Origin of the sequence: Shewanella baltica (assembly GCF_900456975.1) — a bacterium.
In the GTDB taxonomy this organism is placed as follows: domain Bacteria; phylum Pseudomonadota; class Gammaproteobacteria; order Enterobacterales; family Shewanellaceae; genus Shewanella; species Shewanella baltica.
Window position 1 is genome coordinate 140,817 of record NZ_UGYM01000002.1, and the last position, 16,292, is coordinate 157,108.

The window sequence follows — 16,292 nt, forward strand, 5'->3', positions numbered from 1 at the left end:
GTGGGGCTTCACCCCACACCCGACCAAGGAGGACTGCTCGTCCTATCCTCCTTGGATGCTCCATGACGCCCCCAACGGAGTTGAAAGCCCCTTGTGCTCATTGCCAAATTTGCTATCGCTTCCGAAGGATGCGTCCCTGCACCTGCGAAAGCTAGCTCGCCATCCATGGCGAGACTCACGCAATTTGTCTATTCGCCCTGCGGCAACTCCGAGGGGATGGCGTATTCCTTTGATTGTTGAGTTGTCTGTTGGCCACTTAAAGCATTGAAGAGTTGTGGATGTCTTGTTTCACCGTTAAAGTGTTAAACTCATTGGTTATTTAACTAAGCGTGCCGTCATGATGCACTTCATTCCCAAAAGCATAATATGATAACAAGAACCCTATTTTTTATAGCGCTAATTCTATCAACAGCAGTAAACGCTTCAGAGAACTCTCAGACAACATTAAAATCGGCAGACGAACTTGTCACAGTAGAACAACTTTCAATACAGCTTAAAGAGCTTACAGCAAAGCTTGAGGCTGTATCTAAAGATAATACTGAGCTTAAAAATTCTATTATTCCAAATATTGAGGAAGCCAAAAAGCAAGTTACTCAAATCAACCGGAAAAATACAGAGATAGCTCAATATCTTAAAGAACAAAAAGTTAACTATGAATCGCTTGAAAAGAGAGATGTCGATTTACATCTTTTTATGGACTCACCTGACAAACCCGCGTGGATTAATTTTGGGGCGGCGATAGTTAGTATCGTAGGCTCGATTGGACTCTCACTCTATTTTCTTCATCGGACTCTACGAAGAGAAACAGATAAGCAGGTTGAACAAATCGAAATAGATGCAAGTAAGCGTATGGAAGAACATCTAGAACTTCTTAAAACTCAAGAGAAACAACATAATGATTCATTAGAAAGCAAAATTCAACTTGCTAAAAATGAACAGAAAGAACGTCACAAAGTCGTAATTGACGAATTTCGTCAAAAGTGGATTAACACCTTTCGAGATGAAGCTAGTAGTTATGTCAGAGTCGCAATTCAACTACTCTATTTCTATAAAATCGAGAAAGATATGCTTGAGATAGTTAAAAATTTGAAAAGTGCTGAAAGACGGTGCGCTGTGTTTCGAGCTAAATTCCGTGAAGAAAATAGCGGATTGCCGCGAATCCTCTCTGAAGAAAACAATAATGATTATAGAGAATTAATGATTTACGAGAGGCAAGCAAGAGAATATTTTGACAGTGTCAAATCCACGTATGCAGAGCTTAAGAAACTTGAATCTGAACTAATTGAAAAGACAGTTAAGATTAGTTTTATGCTTAACCCAGATAAAGATGCAAATAGTTTAAATGATAAAGCTTTTGATAATAAGATTTTAGGATTAGTTACCTTTATAAATGATGCATTTATCTCAGAGGAAAGGGTATATCAAGCTCTTACAAACGAATCTCGTATCAAAGAAAAACTCGCAGAGTTTCAGCGCATCGTACCCTTAATGCTCAAAGCTGAATGGGATCGAGTGCAGAGAAAACAGCAGTAGTAAAAAATGATGAGACTATAAAATTTTCTGTGCAGGAATTAACGAGCCATCCATCTTTAAATTTACAGAGTGCATGCTTGTAAGAAGTGGTTCAAATTACTGTAGGGGTTGGCAAGATTAAGCACTGTCATGGAAGTGACCGTTGACGGCATGGATGCCGTCGTCGAGCCTATAGGGACATATTCACGGCGTGTCACTGGAATGACAGTGCGTAATCGTTGAAACAGAATGATGAACACCCTCTCTATGAGCAATTAATACAGCCTTGTATTTGTTCAATTCCTACCCAAAAACAAAGATCTGTTACCGAAACGCTGGATTCCCACCCATGAGCATTGTGGGAATGACAGTGCTTAATCAATGTCGTCATTACAATACAAGCGCAAAGCAAGATGCGGCAACATATCACTCACCTTATGGCTCTCGTCTTGTGGAGCAAACGCGCAGGCGGGTTTTCTTCTGTTATAATGCCCCCTCGATTTTTTGGAGGCGAGAATGGACGTATCTTCTTTACTAGACGGCCTGAATGATAAGCAGCGCGAGGCTGTCGCGGCACCGCAATCTAGCATGTTAGTGTTGGCGGGCGCGGGCAGTGGTAAAACTCGGGTGTTGACCCACCGCATTGCGTGGCTGATGCAGGTTGAACAGCAGAGTCCTTACTCGATTCTTGCGGTGACATTTACCAATAAAGCTGCGGCTGAGATGCGCGAGCGAGTTGAAAAAGTCGCTGGCACCAATATGGGCCGCATGTGGATTGGCACTTTCCACGGCTTGGCGCATCGCTTGTTACGCACTCACTTCCAAGATGCGGGTTTACCGCAAAGCTTCCAAATCCTTGATTCTGACGATCAAGTGCGTTTGATCAAACGTATTCTTAAAAGCTTGAATTTGGATGAGAAACAATATCCTCCACGCCAAGCTCAGGGTTATATCAATGGTAAAAAAGACCAAGGATTACGCCCTAAACATATCGATGCGGGCGGTTTTCCGCTTGAGCAGAATCTGTTAAAAATCTATCAGGTTTACCAAGAGTCCTGTGACCGCGCAGGTTTAGTCGATTTTGCCGAAATCCTGTTACGTGCCCATGAGTTATGGCTCAATAAGCCGCATTTGTTGGCCCATTATCAAGACAGATTTAAGCATATTTTGGTGGACGAGTTTCAAGATACCAACGCGATCCAATATGCGTGGATCCGCGTGCTCGCCGGTCAAACCGCCAATGTGATGATAGTCGGTGATGACGACCAATCGATTTACGGCTGGCGCGGCGCTCAGGTTGAAAACCTACATAGATTCTTAAAAGATTTCCCGACGGCGACCACCATTCGCCTCGAGCAAAACTATCGCTCTAAGGGTAATATTCTTAAAGCTTCCAACGCCTTAATTGCCAATAACCCAGAGCGTATGGGTAAAGAGTTGTGGACGGATGAAGCCGATGGCGATCCAATTTCGCTCTATTGCGCCTTTAATGAAATGGACGAGGCGCGTTTTATTGTCGGTCGGATTAATGATTGGCACGAAAAGGGCGGCAACCTCAGTGATTGTGCGATTTTATATCGTTCTAACGCTCAGTCGCGGGTATTGGAAGAAGCCTTATTACACAAAGGCTTAGCTTATCGTATCTACGGCGGTTTACGCTTCTTCGAACGCCAAGAAATTAAAGATGCCATGGGTTACCTGCGTCTGATTAATAACAAAGACGACGATGCGGCGTTTGAGCGTGTGGTTAACACGCCGCCCCGTGGCATTGGCGATCGCACTTTGGATATTTTGCGCTCCACGGCGCGTCAGCATGAGTTAACCCTGTGGCAGGCGAGTGTGCGTTTGCTCGACGAGAAAGTGCTTGCGGGCCGCGCAGCAAATTCTGTGCGTGGTTTCATGGACTTAATCATGACGATGCGTGAAGACACTCAAGATATGGTGCTGTATCGCATGGCTGATACTGTGATCCAAGCTTCGGGTCTTAAGGCCATGTATGAGGCCGAAAAGGGTGAAAAAGCTCACGCTAGAATCGAAAACTTAGAAGAACTCGTCACAGCGGCACGTACCTTCGAAATGCCAGAAGAGCTAGAGGACATGGGCGAACTTAACGGTTTCCTCTCCCACGCGGCGCTCGAAGCAGGCGAAGGCCAAGCCGATGCCTTTACCGATGCGGTGCAGCTAATGACGCTGCATTCTGCCAAAGGGCTAGAGTTCACTATGGTGTTCATGGCGGGTGTCGAAGAAGGGATCTTCCCGAGTAAAATGGCGCTCGAAGAGGGCGATAGACTCGATGAAGAACGCCGTCTCTGCTATGTGGGCATGACCCGCGCCATGGAAAAACTCTACATTACCTATGCGGAATCGCGCCGTATTTATGGCCGCGAAGATTACGCCAGGCCATCGCGTTTTATCAAAGAGATCCCACCGCAATATGTGGATGAAATCCGCCTCAAAGCGCAGGTTTCAACCCCAATGGCGAATAATCGTTTTAGCACTCAAAAGTCGGCTGCCACAAACGATACCGGTTTTAACGTCGGCCAACGAGTCAATCACCCTAAATTTGGTGAAGGCAAGGTGACCAACTTTGAGGGCAGCGGTGCCCAAGGGCGCGTGCAAGTCAGCTTTACTGACTTTGGCAGCAAGTGGTTAGTCGTGGCTTACGCTCGTTTAGAAGCGCTGTGATGACTGCCATCATCACGATAAATGTCAGCTTTTTGTGACACGCTTTTAGGGGATGAATTCGCATCGGGAGAAGCATGGGTATATGATGCTAAGCCTGAAAACGAGTGGAAACTTGAGGGTATTGGGAGTACCTAGTTAATGAATTTAAAGCAAAAGTGGGATGTGTATTCCCGTCTTACTCGAATCGACCGCCCCATAGGTACGCTATTATTGCTGTGGCCATGTTTGATGGCGCTAATGTTAGCTGCGGGTGGTATGCCGGATCTTAAGGTATTGGTTATCTTCATTATTGGCGTAGTGATCATGCGTGCCTGTGGCTGCATTATTAACGACTATGCCGATCGCGATCTCGATTCTTTTGTTGAACGCACTCGATCACGCCCGCTAGCCAGTGGCGAAATCAGCACCAAAGAAGCGCTGATACTGTTCGTCATTTTAGGTTTATCCGCTTTTGGTTTAGTTTTATTACTCAATGGATTAGTCGTTAAATTATCCGTTGTCGGTATTATCCTCACGATTATTTATCCCTTCACTAAACGCATCACCAACATGCCACAGATGTTTTTAGGCATAGTGTGGAGTTGGTCTATCCCTATGGCTTACGCCGCGCAAACGGGTGAAGTGCCGATGGAGGCTTGGTGGTTATTTGCCGCCAATTGGTGTTGGACTGTCGCCTACGACACTATGTATGCCATGGTCGATAGGGACGATGATCTAAAAGTGGGTATTAAATCTACTGCGATTTTGTTTGGTAAATATGATCGCCAAATCATAGGCTTATTTCAGCTTGCCGCGTTGGCTTGTTTTATCGCCGCCGGTTGGAGCGCTGACCGTGGTTTGCTGTATGGTTTAGGCATACTGACTTTTGTCGGTTTTAGTACTTACCAGCAAATGCTGATTTTTGATCGTGAACGAGCCCCTTGTTTTAAAGCCTTCCTCAATAATAACTGGGCAGGTTTAGCCTTATTTGTTGGGCTGGGTGCGGACTATTTGATTTAACGAGTACCGTTTACGCTGGGCAGATCCTGATGGATCATCCACTGATTTTCCGGTGCTAATATTTGTTCTAAATCGATTTGGTGGATGTTGTCTTGGGAGATGACCTTGATAACAGGGCTCACTCTGCGGGGATAAGGCGCACCTTCGAGTGCGCGCACCGCCAGATCGATAGCAATTCGAGCCTGCAATACCGGTGAGTCGCTGACTGTCGCGAGTAGCTGCTTTTTCTGCACTAATTCTATAGTTTGCGCATTAGAGTAAAATGCGATGACTTTGCCGGTTTGATTCCGGCGTCCATCTAAAAAGCGCGCCGCGAACGTGGCCGCCACCGCATTGGCAATTACATAATCTACGCTTTGTTTTGCAAGTACTTTTCGCACCAAATCCGCTTGAACGAATAACTCCGTCGTACCGTAACCGCCTTCAATTGTGTCGAACTCTTGTTTAGCTGCCGCCCGTCTAAATCCTTGTTCCGCCGCCATTACCCACGAGGCGCCCTTAGGACCAGGAAACCACGCCACTTTAAGCTTAGGTGACTCCTGATTGATAGCTTCTCGCTGCTGCGCCGCAATATATTCTGTCGCCGCAACGGACATATCTTCAAAGCTGACTAAGGATCGACTCGTGAGTTTGTCGGTCGCGATACCATTGACTAAATCGATAACCGGAATGCCCGCAGCGCTGAGTTGTTCAATATCCGCAATCAGTCCGTCAGCGGTATTGGCGGCAATAATATAAGCTTGAGCCTTGAGTGCATAACAATCATGGAGTTGCTGTTTTTGCTGCTCAATCTTGTCATATCCACCAGCATCATAAATGCCAAGCGTTACGCCTTGGCGCTCGGCTTCTTGTGATAATCCAAAGGCGACGCCCCACCAATATTGATCTTTACCGTGGGGAAGTAAGGCGCAGATCCGCCATGCTTTATTGGCCTTAGTGAGTGGCGTGTAGAGGGTCTTTTGACCGTCGGCAATGACATCGGCGGGATACCAAGCTGCCTGCACTGCAAAGACGAAACTACTGAGGGTTAAGAGGAGGCAAATCCTGAGGGAACGGGCGAAGAATGCAGTCAAGTGCATAGGCTCATCATGGTAAGTGAACAGTGAACTAAGCATAGAACAAGGATCCGTAGTTGCTTAATCATAGTTAAATAAAGCTAATTTATTGTTTAATAACAAGCGTAAAGCAGTACTGTTATGGTTTGGTCGCAAAGATATAAAATGACTTAAACGCCGTGGGGCAAAGCATCCGCAGGCTTTACGCTTTGGCTCGTTCACTGAATGCTTAAGTTTACATTTCACGTTGAAGGCTTAATGGCTGCGGGCTAGTTTTCGCCCTCGTGCTTGGTCTATAGTGCATGACTTATAGTGGCTTTCTATTGTCAACATCATGCTTGGGTAACAAGGAGTCGTTATGTTTATTCCGCCAGGATTTGCACGGGTTAGCCCGTATATGATTATCAACAATGCCGATAGTTTAGTAGCCTTTATGCAAAAAGCCTTTGATGCTAAAGCGCTACATATTTCCCATCGATTGGATGGCAAAATAGCCAATGCGCAGATGCAAATCGGCGACTGCCTATTTATGTTAAGCGAGGCGAGTGAAGCGTTTCCGCCAATGCCAGCATCCTACTATTTGTATGTGGAAGATGCCGATAAGTCGGTGGCTCAGGCGCTCGCTGCTGCGGGCGAGTTAATCATGGAAGTGGCGGATAAACCCTATGGCGATCGCCAAGGTGGAGTGCGGGATCCCGTGGGCAATTTGTGGTGGATCTCCCAACGTTTAGCCGCAGGGCCATATCAGGATTGATCGTCAAGTGATAACCAGTCAAAGGAGATGATGTATGCCGTGCCAGTTAACCCGATTATTTGGAATCGAATTGCCAATTATTCAAGCGCCTATGGCGGGTGTTCAGGGCAGTGCCTTAACGATAGCCGTGTCGCAAGCCGGTGCGTTGGGATCTTTGCCCTGCGCCATGTTATCCCTTGAAGCCTTAGATGCCGCGTTGACACAAATCCGCGCCCAGACGACTAAGCCCATCAATGTAAACTTCTTTTGTCATCACGAGCCCGAACCGCAAGCGGCGAAACAAGCTGCATGGCTCAAGCAACTCGCGCCTTATTTTGTTGAGCTGGGTATCCATTCTGATACCCAAGCTGCGGGAGCACAACGCGCGCCCTACACAAGCGCTCAGGCTGAAGTGTTAGCGAAATTCAAACCTGAGGTTGTGAGTTTTCACTTTGGTTTACCCAATGAAGACTTGTTGCTGGAGATAAAATCTTGGGGATCTAAGATCATCTCGACGGCGACCACAGTAGAAGAGGCGCTCTGGTTAGAAGCGCGTGGCGTAGATGCTATTATTGCGCAGGGCTTAGAAGCTGGCGGCCATAGAGGACATTTCTTATCCGATGATTTGACTGAGCAACACGGCACTTTTAGTTTATTGCCGCAAATCATTGCCGCCGTTGATGTGCCCGTTATCGCCGCAGGTGGCATAGTCGATGCCAAAACCGTGCGCGCCGCCATGGCGATGGGCGCTTCGGCGGTGCAAGTTGGGACGGCTTATTTACTTTGCCCTGAATGCACCACCAGTGAGATCCATCGCGCCGCACTGCAAAGCGAGGCGGCGCAGCATACGGCTCTGACTAACTTATTTTCTGGTCGCCCCGCACGCGGCATAGTGAATCGTTTTATGGCTGAACTTGGACCTATCAATAACGCAGTACCGGATTTTCCGCTCGCCTCCAGTGCCGTCGCAGGATTGCGAAGCGCCGCCGAGCAACAAGGGTTCGGCGATTTTAGCCCACTTTGGTGCGGCCAAAATGCAACCGGCTGTCAGGCTATTCCCGCCGCAGAGCTAACAAGACAATTGGCGTTAGGTTTGATGGTCTAATGATCAGTTTGAACGTTTTTAAGCCAGCATTGTATTCATGGTTTTATCCATCATGTTATTGATAAGCCAAGCTACTTTTTTGGGTTTTTACTATCGCATAGGCTTGGCTAGATCAACTGACAAGGATGTTAAATGCTAAAAATTCGACTAAGACGCCCAGCTAAATATCGAATTTATTTTCTCATTTTGATGATTATTGTGTATTGGCTTGGGTTTAATTTACTGCCAGAACAGTTAACGCAAACAAGTGAGCAGTTGTCTTTGGCTGTCGTCAGTGCACTATATTTTGTGTTGTTACCTCTGCTTTATTGGTATTGGATTATCAAAATTGGTGCGCAAAAAAGCTGGAAAATATTAGTCATTCTCAGTTTGAGCAGCCTCATGGCTCGCCTCAGCTACCCTCCTCAAATTGCAGAGTATTTCGAGTTTATCGCTTGGCTGCGTTTCCCTATTATCACGGTATTACTGCTCATCGAATTGTACTTGATGGTGAGCATTATTAAGGGATTGTGGCAGGCGAGGAAGGCTTCAGGCGATCCAAGATTAGCGATCATTGCTCAATATGCTGCCACTGTGGAGCAAGAGCTGGGTAATGGGGCAAATGAACTTAGAACGCTTAATATTGAGGGCGCATCAAACACTGATTTGCCAAAGAATCAAATGCCTGACGATAAGAAGCTGACCTTAGGTTTAATACTCGCTACCGAACCCGCGAGTTGGTATTACGCTATCCCTTATTTTTCCCGTCGCCACCCAGCATCGATCACACCGCTTAAGTTACTGAGTGCCCAACCTTGGCATGCTTTAGTCATCATAATGTGTTTAATCGTGGCCTCCACACTGAGTTACATACTACTCGATTATGTGAGTCATATTGTTGCCGTATTCGTTTCTGGTTTGATCTTATATTCAGTGGTATTAATCGCAGCCAATTACCGAATCAGTCGTTATTACTCCCTGTATCAAAGGGAAGGTAAGCTCATTATCAATAATGGTATCTGGGGTTTTATGGCGATTGATTTAACCCAGATAAGTGAACTGAAATTTGGGGCATTTGTGACTCACGTGCAACCACAGCAAGTGGGCGGCATTCCTATTGGTACTTCATTTGGTAATTCTGTCGACACATCTGTGGCAATCGCTGCACCAGAAATCTTGACGATAGGACGGGGTGATGTCGCGAATGTGCAGCTGATTTTTAAGCATCCCCAAACTTATTATGGCGGAATGGGACAATTGCCTGAGTCGTTAAGTATGGTCAACCTCGTTGTAGATGATCCTCAAGTATTCGCTGATGCGTTTGGCCATATCCACAACTTGCAGAAAGCATCGTAGACTGGATTCATCATGATGGGATTGTATTTCAAGATTTTGATTTGTTTAGATATTAGATGATGCTATTCACTTGAATATTTGAATTGATCACTTTGGATATCAAATAATGTCATGAGTAAAGGCCGCGATAATTTGGGCATTGATATGCTCACCAAGGCTTACATTTTACATGGCTAAATTAGCGGCTTGTTAGTTTATACTCACTGTTTAAAGGTTGGTTGCTGGGTAGACTGTCGCTCCCTTTGATTATGTATTTTCTGTGTTAATGGCTGCAAATCACTGGCCCCATAGTCGTGGATGCAAGTGGTCTATCAATTTAAGGAAAACACTATGTTGTTACGTCAAATCATTGTTATGTGCCTTGCCGTCGTGAGTTTTGCTACGTTTGCGGGCGACAAAGCCTATCAAGATATTGCACTTAAAACCTATCCCGATCAGCAGCAAGTGACCTTAGGCAGCGTTGCGGGTGACAAGCCGATATATCTAAAGTTTTGGGCAACTTGGTGTCAGCCCTGTATGGAACAAATGCCGCATTTTGAAGTCCTGCAGAAGAAGTATCAGGACAAGATTAATATCGTCGCAGTGAACATCAATATTAATGAAGAGCAGCCTAAGATCGCTGACGTTATCGCGCGCTTCGGGCTCACTATGCCCGTGTGGTTGGATAATGAAGGTGAGTTGGGTGTGGCTTTAGGCTTGGTCGGTACGCCCTATAGTATATTGATCAATCGTGCGGGTGATGTGGTTTACACTAGCCATGAGTCAGACGCTAATTTAGATAAATTTATTGATATGTTGGCGAATGGCCAAGAGTTGACGGCGCAGGCAACAGAGGCGCCCAGTGCCGAGCAAACGGCTAAGTTACTCAAGCCTTGGGAACAAGGTGAGCATTTACTCTTTTTCACTGCAACTTGGTGTGATTGGTACTTGGCTGAGAGCCGTCCAGAAATGTCGAAAGAGTGTATTGCCGTCCAAAAAGGCTTAAATAATCTCGCGCAAAAAGTGCCGAATAAAGCGTGGCACGGTGTGGTCAATCACCTGTGGACAGACGATAAAGCGCTCGAAGATTTTAAGCAGCTTTATCAGACTAAAATTGATTTTAGTATCGATGAGTTAGGCGTGTTATTTAATCATTTTAAAATCCGCAATATCCCGACGTTACTTTGGGTTAAGGACGGGAAAGTCATTCAGCGCATTACCGATTTTAGTCAACCAGAGCAGCTCGTTAAGCAACTCTCGGCGCAATAAGCTCATTTCAACTGTTCGGCCTTTGATAGATAGCCAAAGGCCTTTTTCTTAAAAGATTGAATCGATACATAACGCAATATTCGGTATTAAAGTGGTTGCCCATGGGAAGCACTGCGCAATAAACTGACTCGCAGAACGGGTTGAACTCAAACGTTAACGGTTGGCACAATGCCGAGTGTTTTCCATCTTATCGTTGGATTGTATTGTGGGGAGTGTTAGCACTATGACGCCGATTTTCAGTAATGCCGCGATTGGTCGTAGTTTGTTGATTTTGCTCTTATGCGCTGGTGTATTCTTTTTTATCGACTTTTTAGTGCCTGCCTTAGCCGCCTTGATTGTGTGTTTTTCGAGTTGGCCTCTTTATCAAAAACTATTGGCAAAATGCGGTGGCCGCTCGGCGTTGGCGGCAACCATTGCCCTATGTTGTATTGTGCTCGGGCTGATTATCCCGCTGGTGTTTGTATTTTCCTATGCGTTACAAGAAATTAGAACTTGGGTTGATTGGTTGGTGTTTACTAACCAACACGGTTCGCCCGTGCCCTTGTGGATCAAAGATTTACCTTGGATGGGTGAATGGTTAACCCTGCAATGGCAGCAATTTATCGGTGAACCCCACGAGCTAGGCAAAATCATCAGTGCCATCAGTGGTCAGAACCTAAGTGGCATTTCTCGCTGGGTGCTGCAATTGGGCTGGAACACGCTAGGCCTGCTACTGACCTTACTCTTTATGCTTATTACGTTGTTTTTCCTCTATAAAGATGGCGAGCAAGTGGCCAAACAGTTAGATATTGTCGGCGAGCGAGTATTGCCTGCCCGCTGGCATAGCTTCTCCCGTGTGGTGCCTGCGACGGTCAGTTCGACGGTAATCGGCATGACGCTTATCGCGATTGGTGAGGGCATAGTGCTGGGGATTGCCTATTGGATTGCGGGTGTGCCATCGGCCGTGGCTTTTGGGGTGTTAACCGCCTTTATGGCCTTGGTTCCCGGCGGCGCGCCAACCATGTTTACCTTGATTTCACTCTATCTTGTCGGCACTGGCGATATGACGGCGGGCGTCGGCTTGTTCCTTTGGGGCAGCATAGAGCTGTTTATTGTTGATAAAACCCTGCGCCCCAATCTTGTCGGCGGGCCGATTAAATTGCCTTTCTTACCGACTTTTTTCGGTTTGATCGGCGGCGTGAAAACCATGGGTTTTGTCGGTTTGTTTGTCGGCCCAGTATTGATGGCCTTGCTGGTGGCGATTTGGCGGGAATGGTTAAGGGAAGAACCTGAAATAATACAAAGTGATAAACAGGCGGGAAGCTAAAAGCTAAGGTTTAGTCTGCCCTAAGGTATTTTTGCGCTCATCGGTGTAAAACCACCAAGGTTTAGCATCTTCGCCCGCCATAAAACGGGTGATGGAGATAAATACATCTATCATGCACGGGTCGTGTGTTTTTCCGGTCAAACGATTGAGTGCTTGATATAGGTCGTAGGGATTTTGCCCCAGCAGTTGCTCAGGTTTATCTAGACCGAGCAAACGTAAATCCGCCGCACAGGCTTTGCCAATATTCGGCAAATCAGTTAATTGCTTCACCTCAGCACGCACTACTTTCGCAGGATTCATACGGATTGCCTCGTTAAAACACACGCTGAAAAGTCATTACTGCTGGATAATCGCTTAGGCGAGATAATTGCCTTGGCGAAATAAGAGCCTGTAAATAACAGGCTCTAAACAAAGCTATAAAATCTAGGCTTTAACCAGCTTAGTCAGATCTGCTGGGCGGTAGTATACCGATTTTAGTACCTTGCCTTGGCGAACCACTTTACCCGACATTTCCACATCTTTAGCGCATTTGGCTATGATGAAGTCGCCTTGTTGACTACCAACAATTTCAACACCTTGCTTAGCATAAAAGGCAACTGTCTCAGCCAATTCTTGCTCGTTGCGGCACACTTTACTCATATTGCTTGAATGGACTTCGTCCCAGCAGCGAATAAAGTCGATTTCACGGTTTTTAGCGACGCATAGCAACAAGTCGATTAAGTAACTGATTTCGAGTCTGTCGGTCATGGCTTGTGCGCCTAAATGCACTAAACGTCCCATTAAGACATACACAGAGTCGACAATGGCATCGGCCTGCTCGATACGGCTATCGGCTTCTGCTAGCTCAGTTAACTCTTCAATAATCAATGAAGTATGTAAGGTGTCGGCCTTATCATCCAAAGAATCAACATCACTAACTGGCAAGTCGAAGGTGCTGCGAAACTCACTGATATCACGATATAAGTGGTCATAAATAGGTTGAGTTAAGCTGGTGAGTTTCATCTGGATTGCCTTGGGATCAATAAACAATAAGTAGTTGGCGGCAATTTTAAAGAAATGCGCCGCAGAATACAAAGTTCAGGTATTTGTTCAGAAGTGTAAAAATACCCGCTGCAAATTCGGGTGCAGCGGGTTTCGGCAAATGTAGGGTGGGCTACCGAACGGAGATGTAAACTAGCTTTCTTAGTACAGAATGATTATTGGCCGTATTTAGCGATCAATTGGTCAAGATAAGGGGCGACGTCTTTATCGCCCCAATCGAGATACCCGCGTACGAAACCAACAAGATTACCTTTAGCATCAAAAAAATACGTCGCAGGAACGACGTTTGCCGGAATGATCTGTTCTATGTTTTGTGTTGGATCGAACCAAGTTTGATAGTCACTAAAATTATGTTGAGTGAGGAAAGGTCGCACATCCTTAGGATCTTCATCGATGGATATTGGGACAATGGCAATATTTTTCCCTTGATAATCCTTTTTAAGATGCTGAAGTTCTGGGATTTCACGTAGGCAAGGGGCACACCAAGTCGCCCAAAGATTAACGAGAACCAGTTTACCTTGATGTTGTTTTAGGGTTTGAGTTTTCCCCGCTTCATCAATAAAAGGCACTTCCGGTACGCCGCGTGCATGCTGCATTTCAACGAAGCCAGTCATTACCCTAGGTTTAGGAATCGTTTCGCCAGTGTCGTAAAGCTTATTCTGCAATGAATGGGCTTGGACTGCGTTGTTTAACAGGACAAAACTGCACAGCAGAATTAGTCGCAGAGAATATCGTTTCATGGTGAATCCTTATTTTTAGGAAGGGGAGCTCAGTGCTCGGCGTTTAATGAGTCCAAGGCAAAGACCTACACCGAGTAATAGCAAGAATAATGGGCCAAACCAAAGTGCGACGGTAGAACCTTTAAGTTCGGGTTGATAACGAATTTTTTCACCATAGCGCTCTACCATAAATAGAATGATTTCATCTTGGCTATATCCTTGTTCCAACATCGAAAATATCTGAGCTTTAAGCTCATGGGCGATAGGAGCTTGTGATTCAAACAGACTCAGATTAGTTGCCATAGGACAGCGCAGCACTTTAGTGATATTCATAGCTTGTTGTTTATGAGAAGGGCTAGAGATGGGCTGCTCTTGAGCCACCGCGAGGAATGCAGTCCCTCCTAAAAATAGTGTGGTAAAGAGCAACCATGTAAAAGCGCAGAGGTAAGGTGAGCGAAAAAATGGATTCATTAGGCAAGTGTCTCCCTTTTCAATGAATGGGATGGGTCAGCTAAGGTTTCTGATTTCGGGTAATAACAAAGGTTGCGAGCAGGCCAAGCAGCGACAGTTCCGCCTAACATCATTAGCAGTGCCCCAAGCCAGATCCAACTAGCAAGAGGTTTATAGCTGATACGGATCAGGTATTCGTTATCACTAAGTTGCAATCCCATCGAGACATAAATATCCCGCCATAGGCCGTGGTCAATTCCCGCATGGGACATTTCCATGGCATTGCTTTTAAAGGTTTGTCGTTGTGGGGTGATATAGCCTATTACCAGCTCATCTTGGGCTGCATCACGGATACTGATATTGGCTTGAATGGCAGTAAAACTCTTGGTCTCAATATTCTCAGTACTTTCATAAACTAAGACATAACCTGCCAGAGGTTTTCCTTGCCCAGGCCCCATTCTTAGCAGGGCTTCTTGTTCAAAGAAAGAGACGGCCGTCGCACCTATTATTGTTACAGCAACACCTAAATGAGCGAGCAGCATGGCCATGAAGCGTCGTTTAGAGGTAGGCTTAGCCATGTTCACGGCATCTTTAACTGACTGTTTATGTTGATGAGTTTGCTTGTTCAATCCTAATGCTGCGATCAGTGTTAATAATAAGCAAATCAGTAACCAAAGTGCTGCTGCAGTACCAAGTAACAGAAATAAACTATTGCCAGTAGCTGCCTGCAAGCTTATCCACAAAGCCGAAATTAAAATCAGCGTGCCAGGAATGATTAAAGGCTTAACTTGAGCTTTGGATGTTTTTTGCCAATGGGCTAAAGGGGCTACACCCATCAAGAGTACGAGTAAGAAGGTCAGTGGTACAAAGATCGCATTAAAATAAGGGGCACCGACAGAAAGTGTACCTAAACCGAGTAGTTCATAGATCAAGGGATAGAAGGTACCGAGTAGAACTGAAAATGCAGCGACGACTAATATTACAATACCGAGTAATAACAGCGTTTCTTTACTGAAAATCGTATGCTGGACTGAGTGTCTTAGGTTATTGGCTTTAAGTGCGAAAATGAGCAGAGCTGCACCAATAAAAAGTATTAATAAACAGAGGATTGACATGCCACGTGTTGGGTCGGCGGCAAAGGCATGCACCGATTGCACTATGCCGGAACGCACTAAAAAACTGCCGAGTAAACTGAGTGAGAAAGCCAATATACACAGCAGCAAAGTTGTAATTTGAAAGCCATTAGTGCGTTTAGTCAGGACAATAGAATGGACTAATGCGGTGGCGACAAGCCAAGGAATAAAAGAGGCGTTTTCTACTGGATCCCAAAACCACCATCCTCCCCAGCCTAATTCGTTATAGGCCCACCAAGATCCAAAGGCATTTCCGCCCGTTAAAAAAATCCATGCGAGTAACCCCCAAGGCTTTAAGTGGTTAACTTGACGAGCATTAAACTTTCCGCCGAGCAGCGATGCTAAGGCGGCGGCAAAACAAACGGTAAGTCCGACATACCCGAGGAAAAGCATAGGTGGGTGCAATATAAGGCCTATGTCTTGCAATATTGGGTTGAGATCGCGTCCTTCTATGGGGATATTGGGTAGCAAGCGGGCAAAAGGATTCGAAGTAAAAAGTAAAAATAAGTTAAACCCCAGAATCACTAGCGACAAAATCGCCAGCAATCTCGCAAAGTAAACAGCGTCTTGGTATTGGTTGCTGGCTTTGGCCTGAGTGCAATCCGTTATTGGTAGGCGATAACTGATAATGGCGCCCCAGAGTGCGATTGCAAATACCCAAAAGAGCATTGAACCTTCGTGGCTGCCCCAAACCGCAGCCACTTTATACCCAAGGGCTAATTGACTATTGGAATGATTGGCAACATAGGCAACAGAAAAATCATCACTGATAAAATTATAAATTAAGCAAAGGAGTGCTGCGGATATCGAGGTAAATAATGCTCTAAATAATGCTGGGCTGTAGCCTGTTAAGTAAGCATTATCTCTATAAATTCCCACTAAAGGTACCATTGCAGATAATAGTGCAATGACAGTGCTGATAATCAGCAATATATGGCCTATTTCTGGAAGTATAGTGGTCATATTTTATT

The 16,292-nt window shown here is 45.6% G+C and carries 14 protein-coding genes; 8 read left to right on the plus strand and 6 right to left on the minus strand.

The genetic code is table 11. The features are described 5' to 3' along the window. Positions 1-366 precede the first annotated feature (366 nt). From DYH48_RS00630 to ubiA, 3 genes are all read left to right on the plus strand, one after another. Positions 367-1,533, plus strand: coding sequence for a hypothetical protein (locus DYH48_RS00630; RefSeq protein WP_115333775.1), 1,167 nt, complete (start codon positions 367-369; stop codon positions 1,531-1,533). 495 nt (positions 1,534-2,028) lie between these two features. Continuing rightward, complete coding sequence (gene uvrD / locus DYH48_RS00635; RefSeq protein ID WP_006084318.1) at positions 2,029-4,197, plus strand: DNA helicase II; 2,169 nt, start codon at positions 2,029-2,031, stop codon at positions 4,195-4,197. A 138-nt stretch (positions 4,198-4,335) separates the two neighbouring features. After that, positions 4,336-5,196 (plus strand): 4-hydroxybenzoate octaprenyltransferase, encoded by an 861-nt coding sequence (gene ubiA, locus DYH48_RS00640; protein ID WP_012197690.1) that lies wholly within the window; start codon positions 4,336-4,338, stop codon positions 5,194-5,196. Here the strand turns inward: ubiA and torT are convergent. Further along, positions 5,193-6,311 (minus strand): TMAO reductase system periplasmic protein TorT, encoded by a 1,119-nt coding sequence (gene torT, locus DYH48_RS00645; protein ID WP_256613014.1) that lies wholly within the window; start codon positions 6,309-6,311, stop codon positions 5,193-5,195. The genes ubiA and torT overlap by 4 nt on opposite strands. Positions 6,312-6,609: 298 nt before the next feature. Between torT and DYH48_RS00650 the strand changes: the two genes are divergently transcribed. From DYH48_RS00650 to DYH48_RS00670, 5 genes are all read left to right on the plus strand, one after another. Further along, entirely contained in the window at positions 6,610-7,005 is a 396-nt protein-coding gene (locus tag DYH48_RS00650; RefSeq protein WP_006079934.1) for a VOC family protein, read from the plus strand. A 34-nt stretch (positions 7,006-7,039) separates the two neighbouring features. Beyond that, entirely contained in the window at positions 7,040-8,089 is a 1,050-nt protein-coding gene (locus tag DYH48_RS00655) for an NAD(P)H-dependent flavin oxidoreductase (RefSeq protein ID WP_115333776.1), read from the plus strand. 132 nt (positions 8,090-8,221) lie between these two features. Then, positions 8,222-9,424, plus strand: coding sequence for a hypothetical protein (locus DYH48_RS00660; protein ID WP_115333777.1), 1,203 nt, complete (start codon positions 8,222-8,224; stop codon positions 9,422-9,424). A gap of 330 nt (positions 9,425-9,754) precedes the next feature. Next, positions 9,755-10,672: a TlpA family protein disulfide reductase gene (locus tag DYH48_RS00665; protein ID WP_115333778.1), complete on the plus strand. Its 918-nt coding sequence runs from the start codon at positions 9,755-9,757 to the stop codon at positions 10,670-10,672. A 223-nt stretch (positions 10,673-10,895) separates the two neighbouring features. Continuing rightward, positions 10,896-11,978, plus strand: coding sequence for an AI-2E family transporter (locus tag DYH48_RS00670; RefSeq protein ID WP_011845652.1), 1,083 nt, complete (start codon positions 10,896-10,898; stop codon positions 11,976-11,978). Between the two features lie 3 nt (positions 11,979-11,981). Here DYH48_RS00670 and DYH48_RS00675 read toward each other — a convergent pair whose 3' ends face one another. From DYH48_RS00675 to DYH48_RS00695, 5 genes are all read right to left on the minus strand, one after another. Then, positions 11,982-12,278 carry a helix-hairpin-helix domain-containing protein gene (locus DYH48_RS00675; RefSeq protein WP_115333779.1) on the minus strand — a complete coding sequence of 99 codons (297 nt, stop codon included), beginning with the start codon at positions 12,276-12,278 and terminating at the stop codon, positions 11,982-11,984. 123 nt (positions 12,279-12,401) lie between these two features. Beyond that, on the minus strand, positions 12,402-12,980 hold the full coding sequence (locus DYH48_RS00680; RefSeq protein ID WP_115333780.1) for a nucleoside triphosphate pyrophosphohydrolase family protein: 579 nt from the start codon (positions 12,978-12,980) through the stop codon (positions 12,402-12,404). A gap of 194 nt (positions 12,981-13,174) precedes the next feature. Then, positions 13,175-13,759, minus strand: coding sequence for a TlpA family protein disulfide reductase (locus tag DYH48_RS00685; RefSeq protein ID WP_115333781.1), 585 nt, complete (start codon positions 13,757-13,759; stop codon positions 13,175-13,177). Between the two features lie 15 nt (positions 13,760-13,774). Beyond that, the gene (locus DYH48_RS00690; RefSeq protein WP_115333782.1) at positions 13,775-14,209 is read right to left on the minus strand and encodes a cytochrome c-type biogenesis protein; all 435 of its coding nucleotides are present in this window, start codon (positions 14,207-14,209) and stop codon (positions 13,775-13,777) included. Further along, the gene (locus DYH48_RS00695) at positions 14,209-16,284 is read right to left on the minus strand and encodes a heme lyase CcmF/NrfE family subunit (RefSeq protein WP_115333783.1); all 2,076 of its coding nucleotides are present in this window, start codon (positions 16,282-16,284) and stop codon (positions 14,209-14,211) included. Before DYH48_RS00695 ends, DYH48_RS00690 begins: the two co-directional genes overlap by 1 nt. Positions 16,285-16,292 lie beyond the last annotated feature (8 nt).